The sequence below is a fragment of the Vescimonas sp. genome, from assembly GCF_057856985.1.
In genome coordinates this window covers 228,640-245,486 of record NZ_DBLZXX010000001.1, presented here as the reverse complement: position 1 = coordinate 245,486, position 16,847 = coordinate 228,640, and the positions used below count along the sequence as shown (strand labels likewise).

General features: G+C 65.0%; 16 protein-coding genes. 8 read left to right on the top strand and 8 right to left on the bottom strand.

The window, feature by feature from the left end; all coding sequences use genetic code 11:
- Nucleotides 1–9 precede the first annotated feature (9 nt).
- Complete coding sequence (locus tag ACZM22_RS01130; protein ID WP_483267143.1) at nucleotides 10–873, bottom strand: LysR family transcriptional regulator; 864 nt, start codon at nucleotides 871–873, stop codon at nucleotides 10–12.
- 260 nt (nucleotides 874–1,133) lie between these two features.
- Here ACZM22_RS01130 and brnQ point away from each other — a divergent pair, with 260 nt between their 5' ends.
- The 3 genes from brnQ (at nucleotide 1,134) to ACZM22_RS01115 (ending at nucleotide 5,215) form a co-directional block, all read left to right on the top strand.
- Entirely contained in the window at nucleotides 1,134–2,447 is a 1,314-nt protein-coding gene (gene brnQ / locus ACZM22_RS01125) for a branched-chain amino acid transport system II carrier protein (RefSeq protein ID WP_489542826.1), read from the top strand.
- A 145-nt stretch (nucleotides 2,448–2,592) separates the two neighbouring features.
- Nucleotides 2,593–3,513: an AAA family ATPase gene (locus ACZM22_RS01120; RefSeq protein ID WP_489542825.1), complete on the top strand. Its 921-nt coding sequence runs from the start codon at nucleotides 2,593–2,595 to the stop codon at nucleotides 3,511–3,513.
- A 1-nt stretch (nucleotide 3,514) separates the two neighbouring features.
- Nucleotides 3,515–5,215: a hypothetical protein gene (locus ACZM22_RS01115; protein ID WP_489542824.1), complete on the top strand. Its 1,701-nt coding sequence runs from the start codon at nucleotides 3,515–3,517 to the stop codon at nucleotides 5,213–5,215.
- A 44-nt stretch (nucleotides 5,216–5,259) separates the two neighbouring features.
- Here ACZM22_RS01115 and bsh read toward each other — a convergent pair whose 3' ends face one another.
- From bsh to ACZM22_RS01095, 4 genes are all read right to left on the bottom strand, one after another.
- Nucleotides 5,260–6,234 (bottom strand): choloylglycine hydrolase, encoded by a 975-nt coding sequence (bsh, locus tag ACZM22_RS01110; protein WP_489542823.1) that lies wholly within the window; start codon nucleotides 6,232–6,234, stop codon nucleotides 5,260–5,262.
- Nucleotides 6,235–6,304: 70 nt separating this feature from the next.
- On the bottom strand, nucleotides 6,305–7,090 hold the full coding sequence (proC, locus tag ACZM22_RS01105) for a pyrroline-5-carboxylate reductase (RefSeq protein WP_489542822.1): 786 nt from the start codon (nucleotides 7,088–7,090) through the stop codon (nucleotides 6,305–6,307).
- Between the two features lie 13 nt (nucleotides 7,091–7,103).
- Nucleotides 7,104–8,846, bottom strand: a complete 1,743-nt coding sequence (gene pyk, locus ACZM22_RS01100) for a pyruvate kinase (protein ID WP_489542821.1) — start codon at nucleotides 8,844–8,846, stop codon at nucleotides 7,104–7,106.
- 78 nt (nucleotides 8,847–8,924) lie between these two features.
- On the bottom strand, nucleotides 8,925–10,055 hold the full coding sequence (locus ACZM22_RS01095) for a galactokinase (protein WP_489542820.1): 1,131 nt from the start codon (nucleotides 10,053–10,055) through the stop codon (nucleotides 8,925–8,927).
- Nucleotides 10,056–10,178: 123 nt separating this feature from the next.
- On the opposite strand from ACZM22_RS01095, the gene ACZM22_RS01090 reads away from it, so the two are divergent.
- The gene (locus ACZM22_RS01090) at nucleotides 10,179–10,604 is read left to right on the top strand and encodes an RrF2 family transcriptional regulator (protein WP_483267151.1); all 426 of its coding nucleotides are present in this window, start codon (nucleotides 10,179–10,181) and stop codon (nucleotides 10,602–10,604) included.
- Between the two features lie 90 nt (nucleotides 10,605–10,694).
- Here ACZM22_RS01090 and cysK read toward each other — a convergent pair whose 3' ends face one another.
- The gene (gene cysK, locus ACZM22_RS01085) at nucleotides 10,695–11,627 is read right to left on the bottom strand and encodes a cysteine synthase A (RefSeq protein ID WP_489542819.1); all 933 of its coding nucleotides are present in this window, start codon (nucleotides 11,625–11,627) and stop codon (nucleotides 10,695–10,697) included.
- Between the two features lie 313 nt (nucleotides 11,628–11,940).
- On the opposite strand from cysK, the gene ACZM22_RS01080 reads away from it, so the two are divergent.
- The 3 genes from ACZM22_RS01080 to ACZM22_RS01070 are packed head-to-tail and all read left to right on the top strand — an operon-like array spanning nucleotide 11,941 to nucleotide 14,505.
- A complete protein-coding gene (locus ACZM22_RS01080; protein ID WP_483267153.1) occupies nucleotides 11,941–12,699 on the top strand; it encodes an ABC transporter ATP-binding protein in 759 nt (252 codons plus the stop codon).
- Nucleotides 12,692–13,507 carry an ABC transporter permease gene (locus ACZM22_RS01075; RefSeq protein ID WP_489542818.1) on the top strand — a complete coding sequence of 272 codons (816 nt, stop codon included), beginning with the start codon at nucleotides 12,692–12,694 and terminating at the stop codon, nucleotides 13,505–13,507. The genes ACZM22_RS01080 and ACZM22_RS01075 overlap by 8 nt, the downstream gene beginning before the upstream one ends.
- Nucleotides 13,504–14,505 (top strand): ABC transporter substrate-binding protein, encoded by a 1,002-nt coding sequence (locus ACZM22_RS01070; protein WP_489542817.1) that lies wholly within the window; start codon nucleotides 13,504–13,506, stop codon nucleotides 14,503–14,505. Before ACZM22_RS01075 ends, ACZM22_RS01070 begins: the two co-directional genes overlap by 4 nt.
- A gap of 70 nt (nucleotides 14,506–14,575) precedes the next feature.
- Here ACZM22_RS01070 and ACZM22_RS01065 read toward each other — a convergent pair whose 3' ends face one another.
- A complete protein-coding gene (locus ACZM22_RS01065; protein WP_489542816.1) occupies nucleotides 14,576–14,749 on the bottom strand; it encodes a hypothetical protein in 174 nt (57 codons plus the stop codon).
- A 107-nt stretch (nucleotides 14,750–14,856) separates the two neighbouring features.
- On the opposite strand from ACZM22_RS01065, the gene ACZM22_RS01060 reads away from it, so the two are divergent.
- Nucleotides 14,857–15,036 (top strand): CopG family ribbon-helix-helix protein, encoded by a 180-nt coding sequence (locus ACZM22_RS01060; RefSeq protein ID WP_483267157.1) that lies wholly within the window; start codon nucleotides 14,857–14,859, stop codon nucleotides 15,034–15,036.
- 47 nt (nucleotides 15,037–15,083) lie between these two features.
- Here ACZM22_RS01060 and ACZM22_RS01055 read toward each other — a convergent pair whose 3' ends face one another.
- Complete coding sequence (locus ACZM22_RS01055) at nucleotides 15,084–16,763, bottom strand: putative glycoside hydrolase (RefSeq protein WP_489542815.1); 1,680 nt, start codon at nucleotides 16,761–16,763, stop codon at nucleotides 15,084–15,086.
- Nucleotides 16,764–16,847: the final 84 nt, after the last annotated feature.

Here is a 16,847-nt window from a genome sequence, read left to right as displayed (position 1 = left end):
CTTTTTTGCTTATTTCTCCTGAGCTGCGGTCTGGTACTGACGCTTCAGGAAGGCCAGGAACAGCCGTGCCGGCGAGTTGGCCGCAGGCATGGACTTCACCGCCACGCCCAAACGGCGGGACAGGGGCCGGTCCAGCGGGATGACCCGCACCCGGTTCTCGTATCCCGCCAGAGAGAAGGCGGACAGCACCGACACGCCCAGTCCGCCGGCTACCATGGACAAAATGGCGCCATCGTCGGAGGCCGCTACCTCCAGACGCGGCGTGTCCGCCGGGAGATACTGTTCCACATACTGCTCAGGACAGGAGAGGAACGGCTCTTGCAGCAAGCGGGCCAGAGAGATGGTGCTCTCCGTCCACGGGAAGTCCTTGGGCGTCACCGCCACCAGAGGCGCGTCTGTCAGCGGGGTCCACTGGAAACCGCGGGCGCAGTTCTCGTCCACGATGGCCAGCTGGATACGGTCCTCCTCCAGGGCGGCGGCCAGCTCGCTGCCCTGCACCAGCACGTCCACCTTGATCTCGGGGTGGAGCTTCCGGAACTTCCGCAGCAGCTCCGGCAGGCTGGCCCTTGCGATGCTGGCAAAGCACCCGATGCGCAGGGCGCGGCCATAGACCTCTCCCTGTTCCTCTGCCTCCTGCCGCAGGGCGTCGCAGGCATTGATGACGCCGTGGATATAGGGCAGCAGGTGCTCCCCCTCCTCCGACAGGCAGACGCCCTTGCTGCTGCGCAGCAGCAGCGTACAGCCCAGCTCTGCCTCCAGCTTGCTGACCAGATGGGTCATGGCCGACTGGGTATACCCCAGCTGAACGGCAGCTTTGCCAAAGCTGCCGCACTGCACCGCGGTCAGCAGCGCCCGCAGCTTGCTATCATCCATAGGAACCTCGCTTTCGACGTTTTGCACAATTATTTCAAATTTATTTTTCAATATATCACAAAGTGCGTTGCTTTTCAATGGGATTTTTGTGAATTCCCCGTCAATTCTATGATATTTTCTGTCAATCCTCTTTCTACCATCACTTTTTTTAATGGGGTCATCAATAAGGGTCATTTCCGGAGTCATGAAAAAAATGATACCCTATATTTAAGTTTTGCATGACTTGCAAAATTCGGGAACAAAAGAGGAGAAAAGGAATTATGCAGAAAAAAACCAGTCTCGTCCGAGACATCATCGTGGTTGGCTTCGCGCTGTTTTCCATGTTTTTCGGCGCGGGCAACGTGATTTTCCCGCCCTATCTGGGCCTGGAGTCCGGTTCCCAGTGGGTGTCGGGCTTCGCTACCTATTTCATTGCCGACATCGGCCTGGCCATGCTGGCCATGTTCGCCCTGCTGCGGGTCGGCAGCAGTGAGGCTGTGGTCAGCCGCGTGGGCCAGATACCCGCAGCGGTACTGATGTCCGCCATTATCCTGTGCGTGGGTCCCATGGTGGCCATCCCCCGCACCTCCGCCACTACCTATGAGATGGCCATTGTCCCCAACCTGTCCGGCGTGAGCCCCGTGGTGTTTTCCATCCTGTTCTTCGCGCTGATCCTGGCGCTGTGCATCAAGGAATCCGCCGTGGTAGACATCGTGGGCAAGATCCTGACGCCGCTGCTGCTGCTGGGCCTGTTTGCCATCATCATCAAGGGCGTCATCACTCCGCTGGGTGAGCCCTCCGCCCTGCCCCAGATCGCCAACGTGGCCGTCACCGGCATCAAGGCCGGCTATCAGACCATGGATGCGCTGGCCGCCCTGCCCTTCGGCATCATCGTGCTGCAGAGCGTCACCGCCAAGGGCTATGACAGCGGCAGGAAGCAGTTCCGCGTGGTGGGCGGCTCCGCCGTGCTGGCGGGTATCCTGCTGCTGGTCGTGTACATGGGGCTGGCCTATCTGGGCGCCACCGTGTCCGCCCAGTATACCAACGATATCGGCCGCGCCCAGCTGATCATGGTCATCATTGAGGCCCTGATGGGCAAGGTGGGCATGGTGCTGTTCGGCGTGGTGGTGGGTCTGGCCTGCGTCACCACCGCCGTGGCCCTGACCAGCTCCGCCGCCGCCTATTTCACCGAGCTGTGCCGCGGCAAGGTGAGCTACAAGGTGTTCGTCATCGCCATCTGCGTGTTCAGCGCCGTGGTGTCCAATCTGGGTCTGGACCGCATCGTGGCCGTGGCCGCGCCGGTGCTGGATGTCATCTATCCTCCCACGCTGGTGCTGATCTTCATCTCCCTGCTGGCGCCCCATCTGCCGGACCGCATCAGCCGCGGCGCCGCCATCGGCGCCCTGCTGACCAGCGTACTGTGTACCCTCACCGCCAACGGCGTGGCCATTCCCCTGGTGGAGAGCCTGCCCCTGTACGATCTGGGCCTGAGCTGGCTGATCCCCGCCGCCGTGTTCGGTCTGGCCGCCTCCCTGCTGCGGAGCCATGCCCGCAAAGCGGAGAAGGTCTTTTCCAAGCCCAACGAAGAGCTTTGATCCGGCGCGAGCCGTCTCTCCTGAAGCAGGGGACCGTCCATCAGACGGTCCCCTGCTTTTCCGCGCTTTTCCACATCCTTAACGCTCTTTTAGCGCCCGTCTGGCATATAATCAGGGCATCAAAACGGTGAAATGGGGCGAACACATGGATATTTGGAAGGAATTGCAGGACGAGGGTATCGACGCGGCGCTGCTGGAGGAGATACGGCACTTCCGTGAGGCCCACCCTGTGCCGCCGGAGGCGCAGCCGCGCATTCCCGTACCCCAGTGCCTCTACTACGGCAAGGAGGTCTGGGAGAGCGCGGCGGCGGCCCTGCTGTGCGGACAGCACCTGCTGCTGGCGGGGCCAAAGGCCACCGGCAAGAACGTGCTGGCGGAGAACCTGGCCGCCGTGTTCGGCCGCCCCGTGTGGGATGTGTCCATGTACGTCAACGTGGACGCCGCCGCCCTCATCGGCGCGGATACCCTGCAAAAGGGTGAGGTGGTGTTCCGCGAGGGTCCCATCTGCCGCTGTGCGCGGCTGGGCGGCTTCGGTGTGCTGGACGAGGTGAATATGGCCAAGAACGAGGCACTGGCCGTGCTCCACGCCACGCTGGACCACCGCCGCGTCATCGATGTGCCCGGATATGAACGCATCACGCTGGACGATGCCGCCCGCTTTATCGGCACCATGAATTACGGCTACGCGGGGACCCGCGAGCTCAACGAGGCGCTGGTGTCCCGCTTCGTGGTGCTGGACATGCCGGTGATCTCCGATGCGGATCTGCAGAAGCTGCTGCGCCGCACGTTCCCCGACCTGACGCCCAGGTGGGCCGAGCAGTTCGCCCTGCTGTTTCACGACCTGCGGCAGAAGTGCGACAGCGGCGAGATCTCCACCAAGACGCTGGACCTGCGGGGCCTGCTGGCGGCGCTGCGGCTGATACGGGAGGGTATCCCCACGGGGCAGGCCCTGAAGCTGGGTATCATCAACAAAGCCTTCGAGCCCTTTGAGCGGCAGCTGGCGGCGGATACGGTGTGGGCCCGCATCCCCCAGGACGCCGGACGCGGCCAGCTGTTCGGAGTCTGATATGGACCGGCAGGAATTGCAGAGCCGCCGCGCCGCCAACCAGATCTGGAACGGTGCGGGCCGCTACGACGTGCCGCCGGAGCAGGCCGCCTTCGACGCCGACGGCGACCCCCGCCTGTATATGAACACCATCATCGGCCTTGCCAGCCGTGACTACGACTTCACCCGTTTCCAGCCCATGCTCCACACCTTTGAACAGCAGCCGCAGGGCGGCGTGTACGCCGATGTGTTCTGGATGGGGCTGGAAAACGCGCTGTATGAAAAGGAAGCGCCCCGACGTCCCGTGCTGACGGCCCTGCGGCAGGAGTACGCCCGCGCCCTGCTGGCGGAGGGCGGCGAGGGCGGGCCTCCCCTATCGCCGGAGGCGGTGCGCCGCGGCTGGGCCCAGCGGGTGCTGGGTCTGCCCCAGGACGGAGACGTGTCGCTTCGCGCCCTGCTGGACGGACTGGCCTTCTCCCCCGACTGGGACGAGCAGGCCGTGACCCGCCGGACGGAGGAGCTGCTGTACCAATACTTCCATCGGGCGCGGCGCAGCGTCACCGACCGCCAGTGGGCGGCATTTGCAGGCCGCTCCCTGACCAAGGGCGGCGGCATCCGGTTCGTGAAGCCCAACGCCCTGCGGGCCCTGTCCCATACCGAGGGCGGCGGCACAGGCGGCGTCCAGACGCCCCGCATCCTGTCGTTTCTGCAGGGCCGCACGCCGGAGCCTATCCTGCGGCGCTACGTGGAGGACTGCTTCGGCGTGTCCATGCTGACGCCATCGGAGCTGGCGGAGGCGGAGCGCCTATTGTGTACCGGCCCCCACCGGAACTGCCGCCTGCACTTCACCCGGGGCACGCCGCCGGACCGTCCCCCCAGCCCCGCCGCCGCGTGGGACGCGGAGCACTTCCGGCAGCAGCGGGCCAAAAACCGCGCCTACTACCAGGCCCATCTGGCTCAGAATCAGATGACGCTGCACCAGCTGACTCAGAAGCTCCAGAACGTCCTGCTGCTGCGGCAGGACGAGGATGGCGCAGCAGCCCGCAGCGGCCGCCTGCGGCCGGAGCTGACGTGGCGGGCCGCGGCGCTGGACGATGAGCAGGTGTTCCTGCGCCGCCAGCCGGACCAGCCGGACGAGCTGTCAGTGGACATCCTGCTGGACGCCTCCGCGTCCCAGAATCTCCAGCAGGAAAAGCTGGCCACCCAGGCATACCTCATCGCGGAGAGCCTGACGCGATGCCATATCCCCGTGCGGGTCAGCTTTTTCTGCTCCGTCAGCGGCTGCACCGTGCTGCGCATCCTGCGGGACTTCGGGCATCCCGAGGAGAACGACGCCTGCTTCGACTACACCGCCGCCGGATGGAACCGCGACGGACTGGCCCTGCGGGCCATGGGATGGCTCATGCGGCGCAGCACCGTGGAAAACCGGCTGCTTCTGCTGCTGTCCGATGCCAGCCCCAACGATGACCAGCGCATCCCCATGGGCGCCCTGCCGCTGGGTGGGCACAGTTACAGCGGCAAGCGGGGTGTGGAGGACACCGCCGGCGAGGCGGCGGTGCTGCGGCGGCAGGGTATCCGCCCTGTCTGCATCTTCACCGGCTCCGATCAGGAGCTGGACAGTGCCCGCCGGATCTACGGTGCAGCGGTGGAGCGCATTCCCACCGCCGGATGGCTGGCCGACGCTGTCAGCCGCCTGCTGTGCGCCCAGCTGACACGCACGTAAAACAGGACCTCCGGCACTGCCGGAGGTCCTGTTTTTCGCTCTTTTCAGTTTTCCCAGCGCACCTGCATCTCCGTCACCAGCGGATAGCTCACCGGTGCGTCGCCGTCCAGATCGGCGCGGTGCATGTCCACGGCGGTGATCTGCCCGTTGTCGTAGGTGGTGTAGTAGTACACGCCGCGGTCGGCGTTGCAGCAGCCGGTGTACAGCGTCAGCTCGCAGGCCCCGTCGTTCAGGCGGCAGCAGCCCCGCTGCTGCTCCACCGAGCCAAGGATGTGGAATAGCTGGCTCAGGCTCTCCGCCTCACCGTCGCCGGACACGGAATTGGCCCGCACAAAGGCAGCCCGCACGAACCGGGACTGGGAGGACAGATCTCCGGGCAGGCCCATGGCCCCCATGCCGCGGCTGTATGTCTCCAGCGGCAGGGCCGGCGCGAAGCGGTTCACCGGCGGCTCCGGCGACAGCTGTGCGTAGTTGTTCAGAGCGAACAGCTGCATGGGAAACGGCGGGTTGTTGGTCAGCACCCCCGCCGGATCGTCGTAGACACGGACGCCGTCGGCCACCGACTCCACCACGAGGCAGCCGGTCCGGTCCGCCACCATCCAGTGGAGCTGGGCGGCAGGCAGTCCGGCGCAGAAGGGCGTGTCGGTGATGTTCACCCGCTCCAGCAGCTGCCGCGCCTCCGCCAGCGTGGCGCAGCGCCCCAGCAGCCACGGGATCAGCTCGAACTGGGCCACATTCTCCCGCTCCGCCATGGGCGGATGGTACACCGCGTTGCCCACGAAGTTCAGTCCCGCGATGCACAGACCCTTCTCGTTCACCGCATCGTAGTACAGAGGGAAGCCATCCTGCATGTGGGCCATGCCGATCATGGCGTAGTGGGTCCCCAGCGCCGCGCCGTGCCGCAGGGGCAGGGGCCGGTTCCGGGGCATGATGACCACGCTCTCGCCGTAGGAGCGCTCATAGTCCAGGTTCCGCCCGAAGTAAAAATCCTTTGTCTGATATGTCGCCGCCGTACACATGGCGCCGCCTCCTTTGCTTTTTTCACAGTATGCCCTGCGGCGAGGGAAAAACGCGCCGCGGGGCATTTTTTCACATGCGCTTGTCCTTGTCCAGCACAGCCTGCACCGCCCCGTGAACGGCGGACTCAAAGCCGCCCTGCTGGAGCGCCAGCAGACCCTCTACCGTGGTGCCGCCCGGGGACGTGACCTGATCGATCAGCACCCAGGGCTGCTGGCCGGACAGACGCACCATGCGGCCGCTGCCCTCCGCCATGGCCGCGGCGATCTCCACCGCCATGCCCTTGGGCATACCGGCCCGCACCGCCGCCTCCGCCAGTGCGTTGATATAGAGGTATGTATAGGCCGGCGCGGCGCCGCCGATGGCGCCCACGATGCCCATAAACTTCTCCGGCACCTCCACCGCCGTGCCGAAGGTGCCCAGCAGCCGCGCCGCCAGAGCCTTCTGCTCCTCCGTCACCTGTTCGCCGGCGCACCAGCCGGTGACGGATGCGCCTACCACGGCGTTGATGTTGGGCATGGCGCGGACGATGCACCCATGGCCCAGCCGGGCCGACAGCCATGCCAGCTCCTTCCCCGCCGCCACGGACAGGAACAGCTTCCCCGCCGCCAGCGGCGCGATCTCCTCCAGCACCCCCTCCAATATCTGAGGCTTCACCGCCAGCACCACCACATCGCTGCGCTCCAGCACCTCCCGGTTGGACGCGCACAGCCGCAGGCCGCAGCTCTCCGCCAGCGCCTTTGCCTTTTCGGGATGGGGGTTGTGGCCGCAGAGGGCCACGCCCTCCAGCTGCGCCGCCGCGATGCCCCGCACCATGGCGGACGCCATGCTGCCAAGACCGATAAATCCGATGACCATATGCGTTCCCTCCTTACTGCGGCATGACCTGCACGATGCCCCGTGCGCAGTCCACGGACACCTGCACACCATCGCTGAGACGGCGGGTAGCGTGTACCGCGCCGATGATCACCGGCTTGTGCAGCAGCAGGCCCACCGTGGCCGTGTGGCCCTCGGGGCTGATCTCCTCGCTGATGACGGCCGCCGCCTCCTTCATATAGGGCAGCAGGTCGTTGTTGGTATAGGGCACCACCAGCACGTCACCGGTGCGGAACTTGTGGGGCACCTCCTCCGGCGTGCGGCAGACGCACAGGGGGCCGGACACCGTACCGTCGCCGATACCGGTGCCGTTGACCAGCGCACCGCCCACCTGCTCGATACGGATCATATTGGTGGTGCCGGACACGCCCACCGGCACGCCGGCGGTGATGACCACCAGATCACCGTGCTTCACAAGGCCGGCCCGCTGCGCCGTCTCCACGGCGGAGTGTACCAGCTCATCGCTGTTCTCGGCCCGCTTCATCATGATGGGCACCAGGCCCCAGTACAACGCCATCTGACGCCGGATCTGGGGGTCCAGCAGCAGGGCCACCACCGTGGCCTCCGGACGGAACCGGCTGACCATCTGGGCCGTGATGCCCCCCTGGCTGACGGTGAGGATGGCATCGGCGCCGATGTCCTCCGCCGTGGTACAGGCGGCATGGGCCGTGGCCGCCGTCACAGACAGGTGGGTATGGGCGGGCAGCACCGCCACGCGGGAACAGTCGATGCTGCTCTCGGTCTTGCGGGCGATGGCGTCCATGGTCTTGACGGCCTCCACCGGATACCTGCCCGCCGCCGTCTCGCCGGAGAGCATGATAGCGCTGGTGCCGTCATAGATGGCGTTGGCCACGTCGGTGATCTCGGCACGGGTGGGACGGGGATTTTCGATCATGGAGTCCAGCATCTGGGTGGCGGTGATGACCGGCTTGCCGCAGGCCACGCACTGGGCGATCATATTCTTCTGGATGGCGGGGATCTCCGTAAAGTCGATCTCCACGCCCATGTCGCCGCGGGCCACCATAACGCCATCCGCCTCCGCCAGGATCTCCCGCAGGTTGCTGACGCCCTCCTGATTCTCGATCTTGGCGATGATGCGGATGTGAGAGTGTACGCTGTCCAGCACCCGCCGGATCTCGCGGATGTCCGCGGCGCAGCGGACGAAGCTGGCGGCGATGAAGTCGAAGCCCTGCTCCACGCCGAACAGGATGTCGTCCCTGTCCTGCTGGCTCATGTAGGGCATGGACAGCGACACACCGGGCACGTTGACGCCCTTGTGGTTCTTCATGGTGCCGTCGTTCTCCACGCGGCAGCGGATGGTCTTACTGGTGGTCTCCAGCACCGTCAGCCGCACCAGTCCATCGTCCAGCAGGATGGTGTCGCCTACGGTGACATCCTGGGGCAGCGCGGCGTAGCTGATGGCGCAGCGGGTCTCGTCGCCCTCCACGTCCTCATCGGTGGTCAGGGTGAACTCCTGCCCCGCCGTCAGCTCCACGGAGCCGTTTTTGAAGTTGCGCAGCCGCACCTCCGGCCCCTTGGTGTCCAGCATGGCCGCCACCGGCAGGTCCAGCTCCTCCCGCAGGGCCTTGACGGCGTCCAGCCGCGCCTTGTGCTCGGGGTGGGTGCCGTGGGAGAAGTTGAAGCGGGCCACGTTCATACCGGCCAGCATCATCTCCCGCAGCACGCCCTCCCTGTCCGTGGCCGGACCCAGCGTACATACGATCTTGGTCTTTCTCATGTTTTATGTGCTCCTTTCCAACGCGGGAAAGCGTTTGGTCATGTGATCGTTCCCATTCTCTTTTTTCTGCTGCCTATTTTAACAGTATCTGCCGCTGTGGGCAAGAGGATTCCTGACGGACAAAAGGCGACATTTGTCCACCCCCAGCGTCTGCTCCACCGTCCGGCGGAACATCTCACGGCGGTCATCCGGCACGAAGGCCAGCGCCGTACCGGCGAAGCCGCCGCCGTGTACACGGACGGCACCCTGTCCGCCCAGGGCACGGCGGCACACGGCCAGCGTCACCGCCAGCGCCTGCTGCCGCGGGTCCCCCGATGTCACGTTCTGGAGATACTGCCATGACGACGCGCCGGAGGCGTTGACCAGCGCCAGAAACGCCGGAAAATCCCGTTTTCGCAGTGCCTCCGCCTCTGCGGCGGCGCGGCGGTTCTCGTCAAATACGTGGATGGCACGCAGCGCCGCCCGGTCTCCCGCGGCGGCCCGCACCGCCGGCAGGCGGCGGTAAAACTCCGTCTCGTCTACCTGCCGCAGCACCTCCGCGCCAAAGACGCGGCACACCTGCTCCAGCTCCGCGGGAATGGCGGCGTAGTCCGCCGTCAGGTCCGCATGGTCTGCGCCGCTGTCCACGATGAACAGGCCGTATCCGCTGGCGCCGAGATCGCAGTCGATACGCTCCGTCGCCGGATGGACAGGGTCCGCAAAGTCCATATACACCAGCCCGCCCACGCTGGAGGCCATCTGGTCCATCAGGCCGCAGGGCTTGCCGAAATAGTCTCTCTCCGCCGTCTGGCCCATGCGGGCGATGTCCTCCGGTGATACGCTCCCGCCGCAGCACAGGCCGCTGAACACCCTGCCCAGCAGCACCTCGAAGGCGGCGGAGCTGGAGAGCCCCGATCCCACCGGTACCTGAGACGTGACGCGCATGTCCAGCCCCGTCAGGGCCGCGCCCCGCCGGATGAACTGGGCCGCCATGCCCCGCACCAGCGCCGCCGTGGTGTTCCGCTCCTCCGGCCGGGGCGTCCAGTCCCCCAGCGCCACCTCCACCGGTGCAAAGCCCTGGGAAAAGACGCGGATCACACCGTCATGGTTGGGCGTCACCGCCGCCCGCATCTCCAGATCCACGGCGGCGGCCAGCACGCAGCCGTGCTGGTGGTCGGTGTGGTTGCCGCCCAGCTCCACCCGTCCGGGTGCGGAAAAATACTGCTCCATCTCGGTCCCTCCCGTCTCGTTCTCCCTGCATCATAGCCCGCCGTTCCGCCGCTGTCAACCGCTCTTGCATTTCCTACCATATCGGTATATAATAGGGGCATCTTATGACAAGGGGGCGTTCCCATGATCTCCACCAAGGGCCGCTACTCCGTCCGCATCCTGCTGGATCTGGCGGAGCACCACAACGGCGGCTATATTCCCATGAAGGAAGTGGCCGCGCGGCAGGACATCTCCCTGAAATACATTGAGCGCCTGATGCCCGCCCTGAAATCGGCAGGGCTCATCGACAGCGTCCACGGCGCAGGCGGCGGCTACCGCCTGACCCGCCCGCCGGAGGAGTACAGCCTCTGGGAAATTCTGACGCTGGCGGAGGGCGACCTGGCGCCGGTGTCCTGTCTCCAGCGGAACGCCGCACCCTGCCGGCAGGCGGCGGAGTGCCGCACCCTGCCGGTGTGGCGGGGATACTACGACATGACGCGGCAGTACTTCTCCGACATCACGCTGGCGGACCTGATGAACACGCCTCAGGGCGACAACTACGTCATCTGAAAAAACCTCCCACGGCGGGGCCGTGGGAGGTTTTTTGCGCCGCAAAAGGCAGAGTGCCGAAGCACTCCGCCTTTCTATATCGCTGCGTTATCAGTCCGCGAACAGCGGCGTGGACAGGTAGCGGTCGCCGGTATCCGGCAGCAGGGCCACGATGGTCTTACCCTCGTTCTCGGGGCGCTTGGCCAGCTCGATGGCCGCCCACAGCGCCGCGCCGGAGGAGATACCCACCAGCACGCCCTCGCTGTGACCTACCTCCTTACCCAGCTTGAAGGCGTCATCGTTGTCCACAGGGATGATCTCGTCATACACCTTGGTATCCAGCACGTCGGGCACGAAGCCGGCGCCGATGCCCTGGATCTTGTGGGAACCGGCCACGCCGGTGGACAGCACGGCGGAGGACTTGGGCTCCACCGCCACCACCTTTACGGCGGGGTTCCGGGACTTCAGGTACTGGCCCACGCCGGTGACGGTGCCGCCGGTGCCGACGCCGGCCACGAAGTAGTCCACCTTGCCGTCGGTATCGGCCCAGATCTCGGGGCCGGTGGTCTCAAAATGGGCCTTGGGGTTGGCGGGGTTCACGAACTGGCCGGGCACGAAGCTGTTGGGTATCTCCCTGGCCAGCTCGTCGGCCTTGGCAATGGCGCCCTTCATGCCCTTGGCGCCCTCGGTCAGCACCAGCTCCGCGCCGTAGGCCTTCATCAGCTGGCGGCGCTCCACGCTCATGGTCTCCGGCATCACGATGATGATCCGGTAGCCCCGGGCGGCGGCCACGGAGGCCAGACCGATGCCGGTGTTGCCGGAGGTAGGCTCAATAATGACGCTGCCCTCCTTCAGCAGGCCCTTGGCCTCGGCGTCGTCGATCATGGCCTTGGCGATACGGTCCTTGACGCTGCCGGCGGGGTTAAAGTACTCCAGCTTGGCCAGCACCTTGGCCTTCAGGCCGAACTTCTTCTCAATATGGGTCAGCTCCAGCAGGGGGGTCTTACCGATCAGCTGGTCAGCGGAAGTGTAAATGTTAGACATAACGATTCTCCTTTTCGATATCACATATGTTGTCTATTCAGATGGTCTGCGGTGCGCTCCGGCGCGGAAAACAGCTGCCGCCGCAACATCGGAGATACGTATGCCCTTTCCGGCGTCTCATGGCCCGCCCTCCCTTTTCTTTCGTAATTACTACCTATCCGGTAGGTTGGTTACGTTATACCACGCCTGCCGGTATTTGTCAACGGGGAATTTGTATTTCGCGGAAAATCTTTTCACCCGCCGCGGCGCAGGGCATAGAATGAGAACGGAGAGGCTCTCTCCGTATTTTTTGTGACAGGAGGTCACAGGTTTTATGAGCATACATCTCCGTCATGCTGCCGCCTGCTATCAGGCTCCCGACGGGGAGGTGGAGGCGGTACGCGACGTATCCTTTGACGTGGCGCAGGGGGAGTTCGTCAGTCTGGTGGGGCCCTCCGGCTGCGGCAAGTCCACGCTGCTGAGCGCCATCGCCGGGCTGGAGCCTCTGACCGGCGGTACCGTCAACGTGGCGGGTCAGCCGGTGACGGGCCCCTCCCGCCGCGTGGGGTTCATGCCCCAGCGGGATCAGCTGTTTGAGTGGAAGAGCATCTGGGACAACGTAACGCTGGGTCTGGCGGTGCAGCGCGAGAGAGGGAGCGCCGCCTATGACCACGTGCGGGAGCTGCTGGACCGCTACGAGCTGTCGGGCTTTGCGGGAAAGCGGCCCTGCCAGCTGTCCGGCGGCATGCGGCAGCGCTGTGCGCTGATCCGGACACTGGCCTCAGATCCGGAGATCCTGCTGCTGGATGAGCCGTTTTCCGCGCTGGACTATCAGACGCGCCTTGCGGTATCGGCGGACATCTGGCGTATCATCCGCCAGGAGGGCAAGACGGCTCTGCTGGTGACTCACGACATCGCGGAGGCGGTGAGCATGTCCGACCGCGTGGTGGTGCTGTCCGCCCGCCCCGCCGTGGTGAAAACCGTTCTGGACATGGGCGCGCTGCGTGGCCTGCCGCCGCTGGAGCGGCGAAGCACAGCGGAGTTCCACCGCTATTTCGACTTGATATGGAAGGAGCTGGACGTTCATGGCTGACGCTTCCCTGTCGCCCCGCCGTCTGGCCTATCTGGCCGGTGTACGGCGGCAGAAGCGGCGGGTCCGCATCTGGCAGCTCGCGCTGCTCATCGGCCTGTTCGGCTTTTGGGAGCTGAGCTGCCGCACCGGCCTGTCCGATGGCTTTCTGGTCAGCTGCCCCAGCCGCATGGCCGCCACATTCTGGTCGCTGTGCCGCTCCGGCCAGCTGCTGCACCACATCGGCGTATCGTGTCTGGAGACGGTGCTGGGCTTCACCGCCGGCACCCTGCTGGGCACGGCGGCAGCCATCCTCATGTGGTGGTCGGACACGGCGGCCCGCATTTTAGACCCGTATCTGGTAGTGCTGAACGCCCTGCCCAAGACGGCACTGGGCCCCATCTTCATCGTCTGGATGGGCGCCGGGGCGGGGGCCATCGTCACCATGACGCTGGCCATCTCGCTGATCGTGACGATTCTGAACATGTATACCGGCTTTCGGGCCACCGATCCGGAAAAGGTGCGCCTGATGCGCACGCTGGGAGCCACACGGCATCAGATCCTGTGGATGCTGGTGTTTCCCGCCAACTGCCCCACCCTGTTTTCCACGCTGAAGGTCAACGTGGGCCTGTCGTGGGTGGGCGTCATCATGGGTGAGTTTCTGGTCTCGCGGGCCGGTCTGGGCTATCTCATCGTCTACGGCTCTCAGGTATTCAACATGGATCTGGTGATGACCAGCGTGCTGATCCTGGCGGCTGCGGCGGTGCTGATGTACCTGCTGGTGCTGCGTGCGGAAAATATCCTGAATCACTATTGGGGGGTACGATCATGAAGAAACTGTTGACATTTTTCTGCGTCGCCGCCCTGCTGCTTCCGGTGCTGCTCACCGGCTGCGGCAGCGGCGGTGCCACCACGGTGCGGCTCAACGAGGTGACACACTCCGTGTTCTACGCGCCGCAGTACGTGGCCATGAGCCTGGGCTTCTTCGCCGACGAGGGGCTGAACGTGGAGCTGACCAACGGCGGCGGGGCGGATAAGGTCATGACCGCCGTGGTGTCCGGCAGCGCCGACATCGGTCTGGCGGGGCCGGAGAGCTGCATCTATATCTACAATCAGGGCAAGGACGACCACCCCGTGATCTTTGCCCAACTCACCAAGCGGGACGGCTCGTTCCTGGTGGGCCGCACCGGCGGCAGCTTCTCCTGGGAGGACCTGCGGGGCACCACGGTCATCGGCGGCCGCAAGGGCGGTGTGCCGGAGATGACGCTGGAGTACGTCATGAAGCAGAACGGCGTGGTGCCGCAGGTGGACGCGGTGGTGGACACCTCCGTGCAGTTCAACATGATGGCCGGTGCCTTCACCGGTGGTCAGGGGGACTATGTGACGCTGTTTGAGCCCACCGCCACCGAGGTGGAGCGGGCCGGTCACGGCTACGTCCTGTGTTCCATCGGCGAAGCCTCCGGCGAGATCCCCTACACTGCCTATTTCGCCAGTCAGAGCTATATGGCCGCGCATCCCGACGTGGTGCAGGGCTTCACCAACGCCATTGCCCGGGCCCAGCGCTGGATCGCGGAGCACACGGACCGCGAGGTGGCGGAGGCCATCTGCGATCAGTTCCCCGACACCAGCCTTGACGTGCTGGAGGCCGTCACGGCCCGTCACCGGCAGATCGACGCCTGGAACGAGGTACCCCGCATGGAGCAGTCCGCGCTGGAGCGTCTGGAGACGGTGATGACCGAGGCCGGTGAGCTGCAGAAGGAGGACTGGGTGGACTTCACCCAGCTGGTAGACAACAGCTACGCGGACAAAGCCGCCGCACAGCTGGGCTAACCCGTCTGCGTCAGGCGTAGCGTGTCACGAAAAAAGAGGGAGAACGCTCCGCGTTCTCCCTCTTTTTTATTTACGCATCGTCCGTCTCCTCCGCAGGCCGCGCCGCCTGCGGCCAGAGCGGTGCTCCTTCCCCGCTGCTGGCCACGTACAGGTCCTCGCACCTCTGCTGGGCCGCTGTCAGTGTCTCGATGGCCCGCTCCATGGCATCCATGGCCGCCAGATACATCGCCTTGTAGTCCGCCATTTTCGTCCTCCCTTTCTTATTTGATATTTTTTTGATATCATTTTGAATTCTTATTATACAGCATCGGAATGATATCATCAAGCCATCAAATTGAAGTGGGTGATGTCATGGCAAACTACTATACGCCGTTTTCGCTGCGGGTCTCCGAGGAGCTGCTGGACAAGGTGAAGCAGCTCGCGGCCGCGCACAAGCGCTCCGCCAACAAGGAGATAGAGTTCGCGCTGGAGCAATACGTGGCCGCCTACGAACAGGAGCACGGGAGCATCCGCCTGCCGCCGCAGGCGTAACACATCATGAAAAAAGAGGGAGAACGCTCCGCGTTCTCCCTCTTTTTTCAGCTCAGTGCGCTGATGATGCTCTGGTACTTGTTGATGTCCGAGCCGCCGTTCCACGTCATAAAGCCGCCGCTGCAGCCGGTGTCCCGCAGAGCTCGGACCTCCGCCGCCACCTCCGCCGCGCCGTAGGTGTTGTACGGCTCGCGGATGGCGTTGTAGGCCTGTATCCATGTGCGCACCGCCGCCGGAGAGGCTGTCTCCGCCTGCCGCGCCGCCGCGGCCGCGCCGAACATGTGTACCGTGTCGTAGGGGTGTTCCCAGGGCTTGTAGTCCCCCTGGGCGCTGTAATGGTCGGGATAGGGCATGCCGGAGATGGCGTCCACCGCCGCGCTGATGGCCGGCCAGTACTGGCCGCAGGCGGTGACGTAGGGATTGGCGCACTCGCCGAACACGTCGCCGGACAGATAGTACCCCGCGCTGTGGAGCCGCTCCGCCGCGTACAGCAGGAACCTCTGCACCGCCTGAGCCTTGCTCTCGCCGTAGGCGTTGCGGTAGTCGATGGTCCCCGCCTTCTCGTAGCTATACGCCCCATCGGGGAAGCGGATATAGTCGAACTGGATCTCGTTGAAGCCCAGAGCCGCCGCCTCCAGCGCCAGATCCACCTTGTACTGCCACACCGTCCGGTCGTAGGCGCTGGGCCAGTACATGGAGCTGATCTTCAGAGGCGTACCCTCCAGGTCGCAGATGACCTGCTCCGGATGGTCCGCCGCCAGATGGGCGTCGTTGAACACGGTGATGCGTCCGATGAGGTAGTATCCCGCAGCCTTCAGCTTCTGAATGTTGGTCTGGAAGTTTTCTCTGGTGTCCATGGCCGCCGCGTAGGCGGACGGGCTGTACTGCTGCATCACCGGTGAGGCGTAGGACACGGCGGTACCGTCTACGATGTCCACCACGAAGGCATTGACGCCGCTGCCCTCCGCCACGCGCAGGTAGCTGTCGGCGTACTGGACGGCGGAGCCGTTGAGGTACAGGGCCCGCACCTCATCGGGCATGACGTTGCCCTCGATGGCCCCCTTCTCCACAGGGTAGTAGTCCAGCCCCGCTGCATCGCCGCCGCCCCAGCTGTCGCCGCGGGAGGCGTGGAGCTGATATAGCTCCGCATCGTACTGGGTCAGAGCCTCGTCCTCTGTCATGCGGACGTTGGCAGCGGCGATATAGCCCTCGCCCCGCTGGCAGGACACCTGCCAGCGCAGCACCTCGCCGTTTTCGTCCAGCCCGTCGAAGCCGGTGACGGCGAGGGCCATGCCCTTTTCCACGGCGCAGCCCGGGACAGCCCCGGTCTCATCCAGCAGGCTCATGCCCCGCAGAGCGTACACCGTCTCCACCTGTACCGTCCGGCTGAGATCATCGGCCAGATGGGACGCGTCCAGCAGGACGTACCCCTCGCCGTTGACCACGCGGACGCGGCCGTCCTCACGGGGCGTCTCCACGTCTGCGGCCACGTAGGCCACCTGACTGCCCCGCACCAGTACGCCCAGCTCCGCGCCGCTGTCGGCGTCGTACACCGGCGCGGACGCCGTCTCCGACGCCACGTAGCCGATGGCCGTCTCCGGCGCCTTCGGCGGCTGCAGCTGCCGGCAGATATACACGCCCAGAACGGCCACCGCCGCCAGCGCCAGCAGGATAAAGAGGATCCCCGCGGTGCGGCCGGCGCTGCCGGTTTTCTCTTTTGTTGACATAGGCAAATTCTCCTTGTGCTCGTTGGTGTTACAGCGGACATTATACGATATTTTCCGCCATATTTCCACCCTGTTCTTCCTGCG

Excerpts from the sequence above, each read along its gene's own strand:
- ACZM22_RS01130 (WP_483267143.1), bottom strand. The coding sequence starts at position 873 with ATGGATGATAGCAAGCTGCGGGCGCTGCTGACCGCGGTGCAGTGCGGC.
- brnQ (WP_489542826.1), top strand. The coding sequence starts at position 1,134 with ATGCAGAAAAAAACCAGTCTCGTCCGAGACATCATCGTGGTTGGCTTC.
- ACZM22_RS01120 (WP_489542825.1), top strand. The coding sequence starts at position 2,593 with ATGGATATTTGGAAGGAATTGCAGGACGAGGGTATCGACGCGGCGCTG.
- ACZM22_RS01115 (WP_489542824.1), top strand. The coding sequence starts at position 3,515 with ATGGACCGGCAGGAATTGCAGAGCCGCCGCGCCGCCAACCAGATCTGG.
- bsh (WP_489542823.1), bottom strand. The coding sequence starts at position 6,234 with ATGTGTACGGCGGCGACATATCAGACAAAGGATTTTTACTTCGGGCGG.
- proC (WP_489542822.1), bottom strand. The coding sequence starts at position 7,090 with ATGGTCATCGGATTTATCGGTCTTGGCAGCATGGCGTCCGCCATGGTG.
- pyk (WP_489542821.1), bottom strand. The coding sequence starts at position 8,846 with ATGAGAAAGACCAAGATCGTATGTACGCTGGGTCCGGCCACGGACAGG.
- ACZM22_RS01095 (WP_489542820.1), bottom strand. The coding sequence starts at position 10,055 with ATGGAGCAGTATTTTTCCGCACCCGGACGGGTGGAGCTGGGCGGCAAC.
- ACZM22_RS01090 (WP_483267151.1), top strand. The coding sequence starts at position 10,179 with ATGATCTCCACCAAGGGCCGCTACTCCGTCCGCATCCTGCTGGATCTG.
- cysK (WP_489542819.1), bottom strand. The coding sequence starts at position 11,627 with ATGTCTAACATTTACACTTCCGCTGACCAGCTGATCGGTAAGACCCCC.
- ACZM22_RS01080 (WP_483267153.1), top strand. The coding sequence starts at position 11,941 with ATGAGCATACATCTCCGTCATGCTGCCGCCTGCTATCAGGCTCCCGAC.
- ACZM22_RS01075 (WP_489542818.1), top strand. The coding sequence starts at position 12,692 with ATGGCTGACGCTTCCCTGTCGCCCCGCCGTCTGGCCTATCTGGCCGGT.
- ACZM22_RS01070 (WP_489542817.1), top strand. The coding sequence starts at position 13,504 with ATGAAGAAACTGTTGACATTTTTCTGCGTCGCCGCCCTGCTGCTTCCG.
- ACZM22_RS01065 (WP_489542816.1), bottom strand. The coding sequence starts at position 14,749 with ATGGCGGACTACAAGGCGATGTATCTGGCGGCCATGGATGCCATGGAG.
- ACZM22_RS01060 (WP_483267157.1), top strand. The coding sequence starts at position 14,857 with ATGGCAAACTACTATACGCCGTTTTCGCTGCGGGTCTCCGAGGAGCTG.
- ACZM22_RS01055 (WP_489542815.1), bottom strand. The coding sequence starts at position 16,763 with ATGTCAACAAAAGAGAAAACCGGCAGCGCCGGCCGCACCGCGGGGATC.